Below are 17,301 nucleotides of genomic sequence, written 5' to 3' on the forward strand. Positions count from 1 at the left end.
AATGATCTAAATAAATCGATATTTATTCTTTTTAATAGATAAAAAACACAGGCACAGTTGAACCCATCAAGCACTCACCAGGAGCAGCACCATGGGTCTCAGACTTGGCGATATCGCCCCCGATTTCGAACAGAACTCCAGCGCCGGCATCATCCGTTTCCATCAGTGGCTGGGCGATAGCTGGGGCGTGCTGTTTTCCCATCCGGCGGATTTCACGCCGGTATGCACCACCGAACTGGGCTTCACCGCCAGGCTCAAGGATGAGTTCGCGGCACGCGGTGTCAAGGCTATCGCACTGTCCGTGGACCCTGTGGAGTCGCATCACAGATGGATCGAGGACATCAACGAGACGCAGAGTACCGTGGTCAACTTTCCGATCCTGGATGACGCCGACCGCAAAGTCTCGGACCTCTACGACCTGATCCATCCCAACGCCAACGACACCCTGACTGTGCGTTCGCTGTTCGTGATCGATCCGAACAAAAAGGTTCGGTTGACGATTACCTACCCGGCGAGCACCGGGCGCAATTTCAATGAAATCCTGCGGGTGATCGACTCGCTGCAACTCACCGACACCTACAAGGTGGCCACGCCGGCCAACTGGCAGGACGGTGATGAAGTGGTGATCGTGCCGTCGCTCAAGGATGAAGAGGAAATCAAACAGCGTTTTCCCAAGGGCTATCGTGCCGTTAAGCCTTACCTGCGCCTGACGCCGCAGCCCAATCGCTGATCCTTTTTTGTAGGAGCCGGCTTGCCGGCGATAGATACAACGCGGTGTATCAGATACACCGCCATCGCTGGCAAGCCAGCTCCTACAGGTATGTGTTCGGAGGTTCTCTAAGCAGGGGATTTCAGGCCGTTTCGACGGCCTTTTTTTTTGCCCGAATGAAGTCGATTTGTATATCTCTATAATGCATAACCAAATGAATAAATATGATTTATAGATATATGAATCAGCTGTTAAGGTCACTCCATCGAAGCGAGATCGCAAACCGCGAATCGCCAACACCGCTCAAGGAATCGTCTGAATGTTGGTCGTCTCACTCGGAGGCAGTCCCAGTCAACGCTCCCGTTCCGGGGTGCTGCTGGACCGCTCCAGGAGTTGGTTGCAAGAACAGGGCGTGGAGGTGGTGAGTTATCAGGTACGGGACTTCCCGGCCGAAGACTTGCTGCATGCACGCTTCGACAGCCCGAAGGTCATTGACCTGCTGCAACAGATTGAAAACGCCGATGGCCTGCTGATCGCTACGCCGGTGTACAAGGCTTCGTTTTCCGGCGCATTGAAAACCGTGCTGGATCTGCTGCCCGAACGCGCCCTGAGCCACAAGGTGGTATTGCCGATGGCAACCGGCGGCAGCATCGCCCACATGCTGGCTGTGGACTACGCGCTCAAGCCGGTGCTGTCGGCGTTGAAAGCCCAGGAAATGCTCCACGGGATTTTCGCCGTCGACAGCCAGATCGCTTACGGCGAAGGCAGCGCCCTGGCGCAGTTGGCGCCCGAGCTGGAGCAACGGCTGAATGAATCGCTGGAGCTGTTTCTCAGCGCCATGGCACGACGGCCCAAGCCGCTCGATCCGAACCTGTTGAATGAACGTTTGTTGAGTGCTCGCTGGAGCATATGAGCTCCACTGAACATTAGCCCCACCGAAAATTGAAGTACTGGCCTTACTCGCCCGCCAACGGGCAAGCAGGTGCAGCCAAAACCCAACTGCAAAAAGGAGAGCGCCATGCGCCCTGTCATTTTGCGTCGTGGTCTGGTCGCTCTGTTTGCTGCGGCTGTCACCTTCGGCGCCATTACTCAAGCCCAGGCCGAGACGTTACGAATCGGCTATCAGAAATACGGCACCCTGGTGCTGCTCAAAGCCAAGGGCACCCTGGAAAAACGCCTCGCCGCCCAAGGCGTGGACGTGCAATGGACTGAATTCCCCGGTGGCCCGCAACTGCTTGAAGGCTTGAACGTCGGCTCCATCGACTTCGGCGTTACCGGCGAGACGCCGCCCGTGTTCGCCCAAGCGGCCGGCGCCGATCTGCTTTACGTCGCCTATGAACCACCAGCGCCGCACAGTGAGGCGATCCTGGTGCCGAAGGGCTCGCCGATCAAGTCGGTGGCAGAGCTCAAGGGCAAGAAGGTCGTGCTCAACAAGGGCTCCAACGTGCACTACCTGCTGGTGCGTGCACTGGAAGACGCCGGCCTCAAATACACCGACATCCAGACCGTATTCCTGCCGCCGGCCGATGCCCGCGCTGCGTTCGAGCGTGGCAGTGTCGACGCCTGGGTCATCTGGGACCCGTACCAGGCCGCCGCCGAACAACAGTTGCAAGCGCGCACCCTGCGCGATGGCCAGGGCATCGTCGACAACCATCAGTTCTACCTGGCGACCAAACCCTACGCGCAAAAAAATCCCGAGGTGATCAAGACCCTGGTGGAAGAAGTGCGCGCGGTCGGCGAGTGGTCCCGGGCCAATCCTGAAGACGTGACCCAGCAAGTCTCGCCACTGCTCGGCCTGTCGGCAGACATCACCCGCACTTCGGTGAAACGCCAGGGCTACGGCGCGTTGTTCCTGACCCCGGAAGTGGTCGCGGCACAGCAGAAAATCGCCGACTCCTTCTACCAGCTCAAGCTGATTCCAAAGCAATTGAGCATCAAAGACGTGATCTGGACGCCGCCGGCAGCTGTTGCCAAAGCTCAGTAATGAAAGCCCGGTAAATCGATTCCCCAAGGAGACCACTCCATATGAGCCTCAATATATTCTGGTTCCTGCCTACCCACGGCGACGGCCATTACCTTGGCACCGCCGAAGGCGCCCGCGCCGTTGATCACGGTTACCTGCAACAAGTCGCGCAAGCGGCGGACCGACTGGGTTTTGGCGGTGTGCTGATTCCCACCGGGCGCTCCTGCGAAGACTCCTGGTTGGTGGCGGCGTCGCTGATCCCGGTGACCCAGCGTTTGAAGTTCCTTGTCGCCCTGCGCCCCGGGATCATTTCCCCGACGGTAGCGGCGCGTCAGGCCGCGACCCTGGATCGTCTGTCCGGCGGCCGTGCGCTGTTCAACCTGGTGACCGGCGGTGATCCGGAAGAGCTGGCGGGCGATGGTCTGTTCCTCAGCCACGAAGAGCGCTACCAGGCTTCCGTGGAGTTCACCCGTATCTGGCGCCGCGTGCTGGAAGGTGAAACCGTTGATTACGACGGCCAGCACATCAGCGTGAAGGGCGCGAAACTGCTCTATCCACCGATCCAGCAGCCGCGCCCGCCGCTGTACTTCGGCGGCTCTTCGGATGCCGCGCAAGACCTGGCTGCCGAACAGGTGGAAATGGTCCTGACCTGGGGCGAGCCGCCGGCCGCCGTGGCGGAAAAAATCGAACAGGTTCGCGCCAAGGCCGCGAAGCTCGGACGCACCGTGCGCTTTGGCATTCGCCTGCATGTGATCGTGCGCGAAACCAACGATGAAGCCTGGAAAGCCGCGGATCGGCTGATCTCCCATCTCGACGACGACACCATCGCTCGTGCCCAGGCGTCGCTGGCGCGCTTCGATTCGGTCGGTCAGCAGCGCATGGCCGCATTGCATGGCGGCAGCCGCGACAACCTGGAAGTCAGCCCGAACCTGTGGGCCGGTGTCGGCCTGGTGCGTGGCGGTGCCGGTACGGCGCTGGTGGGCGATGGCCCGACCGTGGCCGCCCGCGTGAAGGAGTACGCGGACCTTGGCATCGACACCTTTATTTTCTCCGGTTATCCCCACCTGGAAGAGTCGTACCGAGTCGCCGAACTGCTGTTCCCGCACCTCGATGTCGAGCGTCCTGAACTGCCGAAAAGTGCGGGTTACGTGAGTCCGTTCGGCGAGATGGTCGCCAACGACATTCTGCCTAAAGCTGCGTCCCAGAGCTGAGGCGCGGCCATGAAGAAAATCATCCACAGTCTCGCGCCCTGGGCGTTGCCGGTGTTGTTGCTGGCGGTGTGGCAGTTGAGTGTGTCGGCGGGCTGGTTGTCGACACGGATTCTGCCGGCGCCGGTTGCCGTGATCGAAGCTGGCGTGAGCCTGGTGCGCAGCGGCGAAATCTGGACGCACCTGGCGATCAGTGGCTGGCGTGCCGCGCTGGGTTTCACCATCGGTGGCGGCATCGGTTTGACCCTTGGTTTTATTACCGGCCTGTCGAAGTGGGGCGAACGCCTGCTCGACAGTTCGGTGCAGATGATCCGCAACGTGCCGCACCTGGCGCTGATTCCGCTGGTGATCCTGTGGTTCGGCATCGACGAGTCGGCGAAGATTTTCCTGGTGGCGCTGGGCACGTTGTTCCCGATCTACCTCAACACCTATCACGGCATCCGCAATGTCGACCCGGCGTTGGTGGAGATGGCGCGCAGCTATGGCCTGACCGGTTTCAGTCTGTTCTGGCAGGTGATCCTGCCGGGGGCGCTGCCTTCGATTCTCGTCGGCGTGCGCTTCGCCCTCGGCTTCATGTGGCTGACGTTGATCGTCGCGGAAACCATCTCCGCCAGTTCCGGTATCGGTTATCTGGCGATGAATGCCCGGGAGTTCTTGCAGACCGATGTGGTGGTGCTGGCGATTCTGCTGTACGCGGTGCTCGGCAAACTGGCCGACCTCGCGGCCCGTGGACTTGAGCGTGTGTGGCTGCGCTGGCACCCGGCGTATCAGGTAGCCAAGGGAGGTGCGGCATGATCGCGGAACAACCTCCACGCCTGCTGCGCGGCATTCCGCTGGCGGTGCGCAAGCTGCAAAAAACCTTTGGCGCGCGGCAGGTGCTGCGCGAGATCGACCTGCACATTCCGGCGGGCCAGTTTGTCGCCGTGGTGGGTCGTAGCGGTTGCGGCAAAAGCACCTTGCTGCGCTTGCTCGCCGGCCTTGACCGGCCCACCGGTGGTGAATTGCTCGCCGGTGCCGCGCCATTGAGTGAGGCGCGGGAAGACACGCGGCTGATGTTCCAGGAAGCGCGTTTGCTGCCGTGGAAAAAGATCATCGACAACGTCGGTCTGGGCCTCAAGGGCAACTGGCGGCCGCAAGCGCTTGAAGCCTTGGACGCGGTGGGCCTGGCCGACCGCGCCAATGAATGGCCGGCAGCGTTGTCCGGTGGACAGAAGCAACGCGTGGCTTTGGCCCGTGCGTTGATTCATCAGCCGCGCCTGCTGTTGCTCGACGAACCCTTGGGTGCACTGGATGCCCTGACCCGAATTGAAATGCAGCAACTGATCGAACGGCTCTGGCAGCAGCACGGCTTCACGGTGTTGCTGGTGACCCATGACGTCAGTGAAGCGGTGGCGATTGCCGATCGGGTGATCCTGATCGAAGACGGTGAAGTCGGCCTCGACCTGCACGTGGAACTGCCGCGCCCTCGAGTGCGCGGATCCCATCGGCTGGCGGCGCTGGAAACCGAAGTTCTCAATCGCGTGCTGGCGCTGCCCGGCCAGCCACCGGAGCCGGAACCTGTTTCACCCTTGCCTACGCAATTGCGCTGGGCTCAATAACTCAAGTCTTACCCAACGACAGGAATCAACATCATGACTATCAAGGCCATCAACGTTCGCAACCAGTTCAAAGGCTCCATCAAGGAAATCGTCCTCGGCGACGTGCTGTCGGAAATCGACGTGCAGACCGCTTCCGGCATCGTTACTTCGGTGATCACCACGCGCTCGGTGAAAGAGCTGGAACTGGCGGTGGGCAGTGAAGTGATCGCGTTTGTGAAATCCACCGAGGTGTCGATCGCCAAGTTGTAAGCCACATGCGTAAACAACAACCCCGAAGGGTTTGAGCCCTTCGGGGTTTTTTATGTGTGCTTGTCTTGGGATACGTGGCGCGGCCTTCGCGAGCAAGCCCGCTCCCACAGGGGAATGCATTTCATATGTGGGAGCGGGCTTGCTCGCGAAGAGGTCGGCGTGACCAATAAATATCTCAGGCTGGAATGCCGCGCTTGGGCAGATAGGGCGGCAGGTACAACCCCACATAAGCATCAAACACCCGCATCCCTTCCTCGGCCATGCGTGGCGTAATCTGCCCGTGCTGCTGCACCGAGCGCGCATACACCCGGTCGCCAAGCTCCATGGCCAGGGCGAAGACATCGACATCACTCGGCAGCGTCGGCAGCTCGAAGTGGTGATCGAACAGCTTGTGCATCAGCTCGCCCAGTTCGAGGTCGTGCTGGCGGTCGGCCTGGGTGACTTCGGTCAGGCCGTGCTGGGCCAGAATGAGTTGGCGGGCGGCGGCGTCCTCTGCGTAGATGTCGAGCATGCGCTGTTCCACCAGGCGCGACAGATCGCGCCAGTTGCCGAGGGCGTGATGATCGATGGGTGCTTGCAGGCACGCGCGGAAGGCCGCATGGACGTCGGCGGTCAAGGCTTCGAGCAGCGCCGGCACGCTGGCGAAGAAATGGTAGACCGAGGAGGGCGGAATCTCCGCGCGCTCGGCGACGCTGTAGATCGACAGACTGGCCACGCCCTCGGCGGCCAACAGCGTGCGGGCCGCATCGAGTATCGAATCGATCCGGGCCTGGCTGCGTGCGCGGGGTTTGCGGGGGGGGGCTACGCGTGTCATTGGAGTCTCCTGCGGGGCAGGGGGCATTGTACGAGTCGGGTTGTGTGTTGTCTGCCCGGACGCCTTCGCGGGCAAGCCCGCTCCCACAGGGATTGGTTTCGTACACCCGATTTGTGGTCGACAAAGAACCCTGTGGGAGCTGGCTTGCCAGCGATCCGCCGCAGGCGGCCATAAAAAAACGCCGCAGGCTGAGAGGCCGGCGGCGTTTCTTCACTACCGCAACCGCTTACACGGTATGCAGGTACCAGTTGTACTCGAGGTCGGAGATGGAGTGTTCGAACTCCTCCAGCTCGCTCTCTTTACAGGCCACGAAGATATCGATGTATTTCGGATCGATGTACTTGGCCATGACTTCGCTGTCGTCCAGCTCGCGCAGCGCATCACGCAGGTTGTTCGGCAGGCTTTGCTCGTTTTGCTCGTAGCTGTTGCCTTCGACCGGAGCGCCAGGCTCGACCTTGTTGACCAGACCGTGGTGCACACCTGCCAGGACCGAAGCCATCAGCAGGTACGGGTTGGCATCGGCGCCGGCCACACGGTGTTCGATGCGCACGGCATCGGCAGAACCGGTCGGCACGCGAATCGCTACGGTACGGTTGTCCAGGCCCCAGCACGGCGAGTTCGGCACGTAGAACTGTGCGCCGAAACGACGGTAGGAGTTGACGTTCGGGCAGAGGAAAGCCATCTGCGCCGGTAGGGTCTCGAGCACACCGCCGATCGCGTGACGCAGTGCGGCGTTCTGCTCGGGATCCTCACTGGCAAAAATGTTCTTGCCGTCTTTGTCGAGAATCGAGATGTGGACGTGCAGACCATTACCCGCCTGGCCTGGGTAAGGCTTGGCCATGAAGGTGGTGTCCATTTCATGGTCGTAGGCGATGTTCTTGATCAGGCGCTTGAGCAGGACCGCGTAGTCGCAGGCCTTGATCGGGTCGGCCACGTGATGCAGGTTCACTTCGAACTGCGCCGGGGCACTTTCCTTGACGATGGCGTCGGCTGGAATGCCTTGCTCTTTGGCACCTTCCAGGATGTCCTGGAGGCAGTCGACGTATTCGTCGAGGTCGTCGATCAGGTAGACCTGGGTCGAGTGCGGACGTTTGCCGGAAACCGGCGAGCGAGGTGGTTGCGGACGACCGTTCACGTTCTCCTGGTCGATCAGGTAGAACTCCAGTTCGAACGCGGCGCAGATGGTCAGGCCCATTTCGTCGAACTTGCGCACCACATTGGCCAGCACTTCACGCGGGTCGGCGAAGAAGGGTTCGCCTTCGAGTTCGTGCATGGTCATCAACAGTTGCGCGGTCGGGCGTTTCTGCCATGGCTCGTTGCACAGGGTATCGGGGATTGGATAGCAGATTCGGTCAGCATCACCGATGTCCAGGCCCAGGCCGGTGCTTTCCACCGTCGAGCCGTTGATATCCAGAGCAAATAGAGAGGCCGGCAGGTTGATGCCTTTCTCGTAAACCTTGTGGAGGCTGGTGCGTTCGATGCGCTTGCCGCGCACCACACCATTCATATCCGCAATCAGAAGGTCAACGTACAGAACCTCAGGATGTTCCTTAAGGAACGCGTTCGCTTCGTTAAGCTGAACGGCACGCGGGGGTACCGACATGATGCAACACCTTTGTTGTTAAAAATATCAATCATTGATCTTTTCTGGTTTCAGTCAACCCGAACGGCATGCCGAAGTCAAGCGAGGCCTTTTTTGCCCTAAAAAAGCGCTCGTGTGGCTTTTTTGAGGCACTTTGGGGCGATTTTACTCCGCTTGACGTAGTGGCGGCCGCGAGCTTGAGCGGGCCGTGTTGTATTTTTTACGGGGGTGTTGTGTAAAAAAATGAACAAGGCTAAGCTCGAATCAAACCCATAACAGCAATAATACCGGGGTGCTTCATGTCTCGCCTGCCGATAATCGGCGTCACCGACTGCTCAAGACAGCTCGGTCGGCATGTTTATCACATCAGTGATGACACGTCCGTCCGTTCCGTGGTCTCGGCGCTTGCGGTGATCCTCCCGTCCGCGACGGTTCACCCGTCCCCGTCCGATATTCTGGACGGTCGCGATGGCACCCCCATTACGGTTACTCCATTCAATATAGAACCGATTCACAATAGCGGCCTGACCATCGTTCGGGGCAATGCTCGTGATTCTGCACGCCCGGCCTCTGCGGCAGAGTTGGCAAACACGATAATCTGCCGCAGAAACGCTCTACACCGCGACGCCGATGCGTCAAACAACGCCTGACCTTAAAAGGGTCAGACAACTCAAGCCTAGAGGCATTTATGAGTAACAACCTCGACCAGCTCACCGATTGGTTGAAAAACCACAAGATCACAGAAGTCGAATGCATGATCGCCGACTTGACCGGGATTACCCGGGGCAAGATTTCGCCGACCAACAAATTCATCGCCGAAAAAGGCATGCGCCTGCCAGAAAGCGTTCTGCTGCAGACTGTGACGGGCGATTACGTCGAAGACGACATCTATTACGAACTGCTCGATCCGGCCGACATCGACATGATCTGCCGTCCCGACCAGAGTGCGGTGTACCTGGTGCCGTGGGCTATTGAGCCGACCGCCATCGTTATCCACGATACCTACGACAAGCAAGGCAACCCGATCGAGCTGTCGCCGCGCAACGTGCTCAAGAAGGTCCTGAAACTCTATTCCGACAAAGGCTGGCAGCCCATCGTGGCGCCGGAAATGGAGTTTTACCTGACCAAGCGCAGTGACGACCCGGACTACCCGCTGCAGCCGCCGGTCGGCCGCTCCGGTCGCCCGGAAACCGGTCGTCAGTCGTTCTCCATTGAAGCGGCGAACGAGTTCGATCCGCTGTTCGAAGACGTCTACGACTGGTGTGAACTGCAGGACCTTGACCTCGATACGCTGATTCATGAAGACGGCACGGCGCAGATGGAAATCAACTTCCGTCACGGCGATGCCCTGTCCCTGGCCGACCAGATCCTGGTGTTCAAACGCACCATGCGCGAGGCTGCGCTCAAGCACAACGTGGCCGCGACCTTCATGGCCAAGCCGATGACCGGCGAGCCGGGCAGTGCCATGCATTTGCACCAGAGCATCATCGACATCGAGACCGGCAGGAACATCTTCTCCAATGACGACGGGACCATGAGCCAGTTGTTCCTGCACCACATCGGTGGCCTGCAGAAACTCATTCCCGAGCTGTTGCCGCTGTTCGCCCCCAACGTCAACTCGTTCCGCCGCTTCCTGCCCGATACCTCGGCGCCGGTGAACGTCGAGTGGGGCGAAGAGAACCGCACCGTGGGCCTGCGGGTTCCGGATGCCGGGCCGCAGAACCGTCGGGTGGAAAACCGCCTGCCGGGCGCCGATGCCAACCCGTACCTGGCGATTGCTGCAAGCCTGCTCTGCGGGTACATCGGCATGGTTGAAGGCCTGAATCCGAGTGCGCCGGTGGTAGGGCGTGGCTATGAACGCCGCAACCTGCGCCTGCCGCTGACCATCGAAGACGCGCTGGAACGCATGGAAAACAGCGCGACCATCGAGCGTTACCTTGGCAAAAATTTCATCACTGGCTACGTCGCGGTCAAGCGGGCCGAGCATGAAAACTTCAAGCGCGTGATCAGTTCGTGGGAAAGGGAATTCCTGCTCTTTGCCGTCTGATACGCCGGGCGCCGTTGTTCTCTAATGGCGCCTTCACCTGATTTTTTTAGGAGATTCGTATGACCAGCAACAATCCGCAAACCCGTGAATGGCAAACCTTGAGCAATGATCACCACCTGGCCCCGTTCAGCGATTTCAAACAGCTGAAAGAGAAAGGCCCGCGGATCATCACCAATGCCAAGGGCGTTTACCTCTGGGACAGCGAAGGCAACAAGATCCTCGACGGCATGGCCGGCCTGTGGTGTGTCGCGATTGGTTATGGTCGCGATGAACTGGCCGATGCCGCCAGCAAACAGATGCGCGAGCTGCCTTACTACAACCTGTTCTTCCAGACGGCGCACCCGCCGGTACTGGAGCTGGCCAAGGCCATCGCCGACATCGCGCCGCAAGGCATGAACCATGTGTTCTTCACCGGTTCCGGCTCTGAAGGCAACGACACCATGCTGCGCATGGTTCGTCACTATTGGTCAATCAAGGGCCAGCCGAACAAGAAAGTCATCATCAGCCGCAAGAATGGCTATCACGGTTCCACCGTGGCCGGTGCGAGCCTGGGTGGCATGACGTACATGCATGAACAGGGCGACTTGCCGATCCCGGGAATCGTCCACATTGCCCAGCCGTACTGGTTCGCCGAAGGCGGCGACATGACCCCGGAAGAATTCGGTGTGTGGGCGGCCAATCAGCTGGAAGAAAAGATTCTGGAGGTTGGCGTCGACAACGTCGGTGCCTTTATTGCGGAGCCGATCCAGGGCGCCGGTGGCGTGATCATTCCGCCAGACACCTACTGGCCGCGCATCAAGGAAATCCTCGCCAAGTACGACATCCTGTTCGTGGCTGACGAAGTGATTTGTGGTTTCGGTCGTACCGGCGAGTGGTTCGGCAGCGATTTCTACGGCCTCAAGCCGGACATGATGACCATCGCCAAGGGCCTGACCTCGGGCTACATCCCGATGGGCGGCCTGATCGTGCGTGACGAAGTGGTGGAAGTCCTGAACGAAGGCGGCGACTTCAACCACGGCTTCACGTACTCCGGTCACCCGGTGGCGGCTGCGGTGGCGCTGGAAAACATCCGCATCATGCGCGACGAGAAAATTATCGAGCGCGTCCATGCAGAAACGGCACCGTATTTGCAAAAGCGTCTGCGGGAACTGAACGATCACCCGCTGGTAGGTGAAGTTCGTGGGGTCGGTTTGTTGGGGGCCATCGAACTGGTCCAGGACAAGGCCACGCGCAAGCGTTACGAGGGCAAGGGTGTCGGCATGATCTGCCGCCAGTTCTGCTTCGACAACGGCCTGATCATGCGCGCCGTCGGCGACACCATGATCATCGCACCGCCACTGGTGATTACACCGGCGGAAATCGATGAGCTGGTGACCAAGGCTCGCAAGTGCCTTGACCTGACCCTGAGTGCATTGCAGGGCTAAGTGCTAGGCTCTGAGCGGAAGTCCGAAGTTCTGCATATGAAGTAGGAACTTTCGCTCAGAACTGTCAGAAAGCGTGGCCGTTTCCTTGAAAGACCGATGTGGATCTTGCCAGACTAGCCGCGGTTCCAGTTGCCCGGGTTCGGTCGCTGAACAAGTGGTTCAAAAAAGAAAAATTTGGAGCATTACGCATGAAGGCACTAGGTAAAAAGCTCGCTGGCAAGACTCTGCTTGCCATGTCCGTTATGGGTTTGATGGCGGGCGCGGTTCAGGCCGATGACAAAGTACTGCACGTGTACAACTGGTCCGACTACATCGCACCGGACACCGTCAAGAAGTTTGAAGACGAGTCGGGCATCAAGGTTGTCTATGACGTCTTCGACAGCAACGAAACCCTGGAAGCCAAGTTGCTGGCAGGCAAGTCCGGCTACGACATCGTCGTACCGTCGAACAACTTCCTGGCCAAGCAGATCAAGGCTGGGGTCTACCAGAAGCTGGACAAGTCCAAGCTGCCTAACTGGAAGAACCTGAACACCGACCTGCTCAAGGCCGTTTCCGTGAGCGACCCGGGCAACGAGCACGCCTTCCCGTACATGTGGGGTTCGATCGGTATCGGCTTCAACGCCGAGAAGGTCAAGGCAGCACTGGGTGCCGACGCACCGGTCGATTCCTGGGACCTGATCTTCAAACCTGAAAACGCCGCCAAGCTGAAAGCGTGCGGTATCAGCCTGCTGGACTCGCCAACCGAGATGATTCCGGTGGCGCTGCACTACCTGGGCCTGCCAACCGACAGCCAGAAGAAAGAAGACATCGACAAGGCTGAAGCGCTGATCATGAAGGTCCGTCCTTCGATCGCCTACTTCCACTCGTCCAAGTACATCTCCGACCTCGCCAACGGCAACATCTGCGTGGCCGTGGGTTACTCGGGTGACATTTACCAGGCCAAATCCCGCGCTGCCGAAGCCGGTGACAAGGTGAAAGTCAGCTACAACATTCCGAAAGAAGGTGCCGGCAGCTTCTACGACATGGTCGCCATCCCTAAAGATGCCGAAAACGTCGAAGGCGCCTACAAGTTCATGACCTTCCTGCAAAAGCCGGAAATCATGGCTGAAATCACCAACGCCGTGCGTTTCCCGAACGGTAACGCGGCTGCAACTGCGTTGGTCGATAAAGACATCACCAGCGACCCGGGCGTTTACCCGCCAGCGGACGTGCTGGCCAAGCTGTACGCGATTGCCGACTTGCCGGCCGCGACCCAGCGGATCATGACCCGCAGCTGGACCAAGATCAAATCGGGTAAATAAGTAAAACCCCTGTAGGAGCGAGCCCGCTCGCGATGGTCGTCAACGATGACACTGGGTGCCTGACACCCCGCGTTGCTCTCAGTTTCATCGCGAGCAAGCTCGCTCCTACAAGGGTCTGCATAAAAGTTTTGCTGGAACGGTTTTTCGAGGGTAAGTTGCGCGCCGGTTTTGTTGCTGGGCAATCACGGTTGTCATGTAACGCTGGGCAACTTGGGCCCAACTAATTTCAGAGGACCTCCACGTGCCTATTTTTTCTTTATTGCGCAATGCCATGCTGGTGGGCGCCGGGCTGACGATTGCCGTCAGTGTCCAGGCCGCCGGCACCGTGCATATTTATAACTGGTCGGATTACATCGGCGAGAGCACCCTGGCGGACTTCCAGAAAGAGACCGGGATCAAGCCGGTCTACGACGTCTTTGATTCCAACGAAACCCTGGAAGGCAAGTTGCTGGCCGGGCATACAGGGTATGACGTGGTCGTGCCGTCCAATCACTTCCTCGGCAAGCAGATCAAGGCCGGCGCTTTCCAGAAGCTCGACAAGTCGCAGCTGCCGAACTATTCGAACCTCGACCCGGTGCTGCTCAAGCGCCTGGAGCAGAACGATCCGGGCAACCTGTACGCCGTGCCTTACCTGTGGGGCACCAACGGCATCGGTTACAACGTCGACAAGGTCAAGGCCGTGCTGGGTGTCGACAAGATTGACTCCTGGAGCGTGCTGTTCGAGCCAGAAAACATCAAGAAGCTGCACAAATGCGGCGTGGCGTTCCTCGATTCCGCTGATGAAATGATGCCGACGGTCCTTAACTACATGGGCCTGAACGCCAATAGCACCAACGAGGAAGACTACAAGAAGGCGACCACCAAGTTGCTGGCCGTGCGGCCCTACGTTACCTACTTCAACTCGTCCAAGTACATCACCGACCTGGCCAACGGCGATATCTGCGTGGCGGTCGGGTTCTCCGGCGACATCTTCCAGGCCCGCAACCGTGCCCAGGAAGCCAAGAAAGGCATCAACATCGCCTACGCCATTCCGAAAGAAGGCGGCGCTCTCTGGTTCGACATGCTGGCGATTCCGAAGGATTCGGCCAACCCCAGGGAGGCCCACGCGTTCATCAATTATTTGCTGAAACCCGAGGTTATCGCCCAGGTCAGCGATTACGTCGGCTATGCCAACCCTAACCCGGGGTCGGACAAACTGATGGAACAGTCCATTCGCACCGACGAAGCGGTTTATCCACCGCAAGAGGTGCTCGACAAGACCTACGTGTCCGTCGAGTTGCCACCGAAGATTCAACGCCTGATGACCCGCAGCTGGACCATGGTCAAGTCGGGTAAATAGTTTCAAGGCTCAAACTATCCAAGGTTGGCTCACCTTGAGCGAACTGCACTCTTTTTTTTGGGAGTTTCGTAAATGGCAGTTGCCTCCGGCGCCTATAAGAAAGCCCTCGAGGGCGACCAGCAACCTAAGCAGGTGCTGGTCAAAATCGACCGGGTCACGAAGAAGTTCGACGAGACGATTGCCGTGGACGATGTGTCCCTGGAAATCAAGAAAGGCGAGATCTTCGCCCTGCTCGGCGGCTCGGGATCGGGCAAGTCCACATTGCTGCGCATGCTCGCAGGTTTCGAACGGCCCACGGAGGGGCGCATTTTCCTCGATGGCGTAGACATCACCGACATGCCGCCCTACGAGCGGCCGATCAACATGATGTTCCAGTCCTACGCCTTGTTCCCGCACATGACCGTGGCGCAGAACATCGCCTTCGGCCTCAAGCAGGACAAACTGCCGGCCGCCGAAGTCGATGCGCGGGTGGCCGACATGCTCAAGCTGGTACAGATGAGCCAGTACGCCAAGCGCAAGCCGCACCAGTTGTCCGGTGGCCAGCGTCAGCGTGTGGCCCTGGCCCGTTCCCTGGCCAAGCGTCCGAAGCTGCTGCTGCTCGACGAACCGATGGGCGCCCTGGACAAGAAGCTGCGTTCGCAGATGCAGCTGGAGCTGGTGGAGATCATCGAGCGCGTCGGCGTAACCTGCGTCATGGTGACCCACGACCAGGAAGAGGCCATGACCATGGCCGAGCGCATCGCGATCATGCACCTGGGCTGGATCGCCCAGATCGGCAGCCCGATCGACATCTACGAAACCCCGACCAGCCGCCTGGTCTGTGAATTCATCGGTAACGTCAACATCTTCGACGGTGAAGTGATTGACGATGCCGAGGGCCACGCGATCATCACCTGCAAGGACCTCGACCGGAAGATCTATGTGGGCCACGGCATCAGCACCTCGGTGCAAGACAAATCCGTGACCTACGCGATCCGTCCGGAAAAACTGCTCGTGACCCCGACCATGCCGACCTGTGAATACAACTGGTCCAGTGGCAAGGTGCACGACATTGCCTACCTCGGCGGCCACTCGGTGTTCTACGTCGAATTGCCGAGCGGCAAGATCGTCCAGTCCTTCGTCGCCAACGCCGAGCGCCGTGGCCAGCGGCCGACCTGGGGCGATCAGGTCTACGTGTATTGGGAAGACGATAGCGGCGTGGTACTTCGCTCATGAACATGCGCAAATTCAAGCGTCGACTCAATCGAATAATTCCCGGTGGCCGTCAGATGGTCATCGGGGTTCCCTTCATCTGGCTGTTCCTGTTCTTCATGCTGCCGTTCTTCATCGTCTTGAAGATCAGCTTCGCCGAAGCGGACGTGGCCATTCCTCCCTACACCGAAATCTACAGCTACGCCGAGCAGAAGCTGCAGTTGCTGCTTAACCTGGGCAACTACGCGATGCTGGCCGGTGACGAGCTGTACATCGCCGCTTATCTTGGCTCGTTGAAGATGGCGCTGTTCAGCACCATCCTCTGCCTGCTGATCGGCTACCCGATGGCCTACGGCATCTCCGTTGCCCGCAAGGAAGTGCAGACGGTGCTGGTGCTGCTGATCATGATGCCGACCTGGACCGCGATCCTGATCCGCGTGTATGCGTGGATGGGCATCCTCAGCAACAACGGCCTGCTCAACGGTTTCCTGATGAGCATGGGCTGGATCAACGAGCCGCTGCAGATCCTCAACACCAACCTGGCGGTCTACATCGGTGTGGTTTATTCCTACCTGCCGTTCATGATCCTGCCGCTGTACGCCAACCTGGTGAAGCACGACCAGAGCCTGCTGGAAGCCGCGTCCGACCTGGGTTCGAGCACCTTCAACAGCTTCTGGAAAATCACCGTGCCGCTGTCGAAAAACGGCATCATCGCCGGCTGCATGTTGGTGTTCATCCCTGTGGTCGGTGAGTTCGTGATCCCGGAACTGCTCGGCGGCCCGGAAACCCTGATGATCGGTAAAGTGCTCTGGCAAGAGTTCTTCAACAACCGTGACTGGCCGGTGGCGTCTGCCCTGGCGGTGGTGATGCTGGCGATCCTGATTGTGCCGATCATCCTGTTCAACCGCAGTCAGGCCAAGGAAATGGAGGGTAAAGAATGAAGCGCTTCCGTTTCTCCAGCCTGATGCTGGTAGTGGGGCTGTTGTTCATCTACCTGCCGATGCTGATCCTGGTGATCTACTCGTTCAACGCCTCGAAACTGGTGACGGTGTGGGGCGGCTGGTCGATCAAGTGGTACGTCGGCCTGCTCGACAACTCGCAACTGATGGGTTCGGTGGTGCGCTCGCTGGAAATCGCCTGCTACACGGCGGTGGCGGCGGTGGCGCTGGGTACCCTGGCGGCGTTCGTCCTGACGCGTATTACGCGCTTCAAGGGCCGCACCCTGTTCGGTGGCCTGGTGACCGCGCCGCTGGTGATGCCTGAGGTGATCACCGGTCTGTCGCTGTTGCTGCTGTTCGTGGCCATGGCGCAGATGATCGGCTGGCCACAGGAACGCGGCATCGTCACCATCTGGATCGCCCACACCACGTTCTGTGCGGCCTATGTGGCGGTGGTAGTTTCGGCACGCTTGCGCGAGCTGGACCTGTCCATCGAAGAAGCGGCCATGGACCTGGGCGCGAAACCGTGGAAAGTGTTCTTCCTGATCACGATTCCGATGATCGCGCCGTCGCTGGCAGCGGGCGGCATGATGTCGTTCGCCCTGTCGCTGGATGACCTGGTGCTGGCGAGCTTCGTGTCGGGCCCGGGGTCCACGACCCTGCCGATGGAGGTGTTCTCGGCGGTACGTCTGGGCGTGAAACCCGAGATCAACGCCGTGGCCAGCCTGATCCTGCTGGCGGTGTCCATCGTGACTTTCCTGGTCTGGTTCTTCAGTCGTCGCGCCGAAGAAGGCCGTCGTCGTGCGATCCAGCAAGCGATCGAAGAAGCAGCCGCCGATTCGTGGAAGCAACCGGACGTGCGTCGCGCACAGGCACCGGAAGCGGCTTGAGCCTGAAATCGGGTTGACCACAACTTTGTGGCCAACCCGAATCCACTG

General features: G+C 59.4%; 16 protein-coding genes. 14 read left to right on the top strand and 2 right to left on the bottom strand.

All coding sequences use genetic code 11. From position 1 onward, the window contains the following. The first annotated feature begins 91 nt into the window (after window positions 1-91). The 7 genes from AB7M25_RS01805 (at window position 92) to AB7M25_RS01835 (ending at window position 5,727) form a co-directional block, all read left to right on the top strand. Window positions 92-730, top strand: coding sequence for a peroxiredoxin (locus AB7M25_RS01805; RefSeq protein ID WP_429388254.1), 639 nt, complete (start codon window positions 92-94; stop codon window positions 728-730). A 298-nt stretch (window positions 731-1,028) separates the two neighbouring features. Beyond that, on the top strand, window positions 1,029-1,622 hold the full coding sequence (gene ssuE, locus AB7M25_RS01810) for an NADPH-dependent FMN reductase (protein WP_007976342.1): 594 nt from the start codon (window positions 1,029-1,031) through the stop codon (window positions 1,620-1,622). A gap of 105 nt (window positions 1,623-1,727) precedes the next feature. After that, complete coding sequence (locus AB7M25_RS01815; RefSeq protein WP_454236922.1) at window positions 1,728-2,693, top strand: sulfonate ABC transporter substrate-binding protein; 966 nt, start codon at window positions 1,728-1,730, stop codon at window positions 2,691-2,693. A 41-nt stretch (window positions 2,694-2,734) separates the two neighbouring features. Then, the gene (gene ssuD, locus AB7M25_RS01820; protein ID WP_015097281.1) at window positions 2,735-3,883 is read left to right on the top strand and encodes an FMNH2-dependent alkanesulfonate monooxygenase; all 1,149 of its coding nucleotides are present in this window, start codon (window positions 2,735-2,737) and stop codon (window positions 3,881-3,883) included. 9 nt (window positions 3,884-3,892) lie between these two features. After that, window positions 3,893-4,675 carry an aliphatic sulfonate ABC transporter permease SsuC gene (gene ssuC / locus AB7M25_RS01825; protein ID WP_007976348.1) on the top strand — a complete coding sequence of 261 codons (783 nt, stop codon included), beginning with the start codon at window positions 3,893-3,895 and terminating at the stop codon, window positions 4,673-4,675. Further along, the gene (ssuB, locus tag AB7M25_RS01830) at window positions 4,672-5,478 is read left to right on the top strand and encodes an aliphatic sulfonates ABC transporter ATP-binding protein (RefSeq protein WP_429388260.1); all 807 of its coding nucleotides are present in this window, start codon (window positions 4,672-4,674) and stop codon (window positions 5,476-5,478) included. The genes ssuC and ssuB overlap by 4 nt, the downstream gene beginning before the upstream one ends. 33 nt (window positions 5,479-5,511) lie before the next feature. Next, entirely contained in the window at window positions 5,512-5,727 is a 216-nt protein-coding gene (locus AB7M25_RS01835) for a TOBE domain-containing protein (protein WP_007967989.1), read from the top strand. Window positions 5,728-5,902: 175 nt separating this feature from the next. Here AB7M25_RS01835 and AB7M25_RS01840 read toward each other — a convergent pair whose 3' ends face one another. Beyond that, window positions 5,903-6,541, bottom strand: a complete 639-nt coding sequence (locus AB7M25_RS01840; protein ID WP_429519498.1) for a TetR/AcrR family transcriptional regulator — start codon at window positions 6,539-6,541, stop codon at window positions 5,903-5,905. 226 nt (window positions 6,542-6,767) lie between these two features. Next, window positions 6,768-8,144, bottom strand: a complete 1,377-nt coding sequence (locus AB7M25_RS01845; protein ID WP_007976355.1) for a glutamine synthetase family protein — start codon at window positions 8,142-8,144, stop codon at window positions 6,768-6,770. 667 nt (window positions 8,145-8,811) lie between these two features. Between AB7M25_RS01845 and AB7M25_RS01850 the strand changes: the two genes are divergently transcribed. The 7 genes from AB7M25_RS01850 to AB7M25_RS01880 all read left to right on the top strand — a co-directional run bounded on the left by AB7M25_RS01850 (window position 8,812) and on the right by AB7M25_RS01880 (window position 17,253). Continuing rightward, window positions 8,812-10,170 carry a glutamine synthetase family protein gene (locus tag AB7M25_RS01850; RefSeq protein ID WP_218473213.1) on the top strand — a complete coding sequence of 453 codons (1,359 nt, stop codon included), beginning with the start codon at window positions 8,812-8,814 and terminating at the stop codon, window positions 10,168-10,170. A 59-nt stretch (window positions 10,171-10,229) separates the two neighbouring features. Continuing rightward, window positions 10,230-11,594: an aspartate aminotransferase family protein gene (locus AB7M25_RS01855; RefSeq protein WP_007976359.1), complete on the top strand. Its 1,365-nt coding sequence runs from the start codon at window positions 10,230-10,232 to the stop codon at window positions 11,592-11,594. Window positions 11,595-11,782: 188 nt separating this feature from the next. After that, window positions 11,783-12,895: a polyamine ABC transporter substrate-binding protein gene (locus AB7M25_RS01860; protein ID WP_007976361.1), complete on the top strand. Its 1,113-nt coding sequence runs from the start codon at window positions 11,783-11,785 to the stop codon at window positions 12,893-12,895. 241 nt (window positions 12,896-13,136) lie between these two features. Continuing rightward, window positions 13,137-14,234 carry a polyamine ABC transporter substrate-binding protein gene (locus AB7M25_RS01865; RefSeq protein WP_454236923.1) on the top strand — a complete coding sequence of 366 codons (1,098 nt, stop codon included), beginning with the start codon at window positions 13,137-13,139 and terminating at the stop codon, window positions 14,232-14,234. Window positions 14,235-14,306: 72 nt separating this feature from the next. Continuing rightward, the gene (locus AB7M25_RS01870; protein ID WP_007976366.1) at window positions 14,307-15,449 is read left to right on the top strand and encodes an ABC transporter ATP-binding protein; all 1,143 of its coding nucleotides are present in this window, start codon (window positions 14,307-14,309) and stop codon (window positions 15,447-15,449) included. Window positions 15,450-15,484: 35 nt separating this feature from the next. Then, a complete protein-coding gene (locus tag AB7M25_RS01875) occupies window positions 15,485-16,366 on the top strand; it encodes an ABC transporter permease subunit (protein ID WP_240629020.1) in 882 nt (293 codons plus the stop codon). After that, window positions 16,363-17,253 (top strand): ABC transporter permease subunit, encoded by an 891-nt coding sequence (locus AB7M25_RS01880; protein ID WP_104450194.1) that lies wholly within the window; start codon window positions 16,363-16,365, stop codon window positions 17,251-17,253. The genes AB7M25_RS01875 and AB7M25_RS01880 overlap by 4 nt, the downstream gene beginning before the upstream one ends. Window positions 17,254-17,301 lie beyond the last annotated feature (48 nt).

The sequence above is a fragment of the Pseudomonas sp. AP3_22 TE3818 genome, from assembly GCF_053628995.1.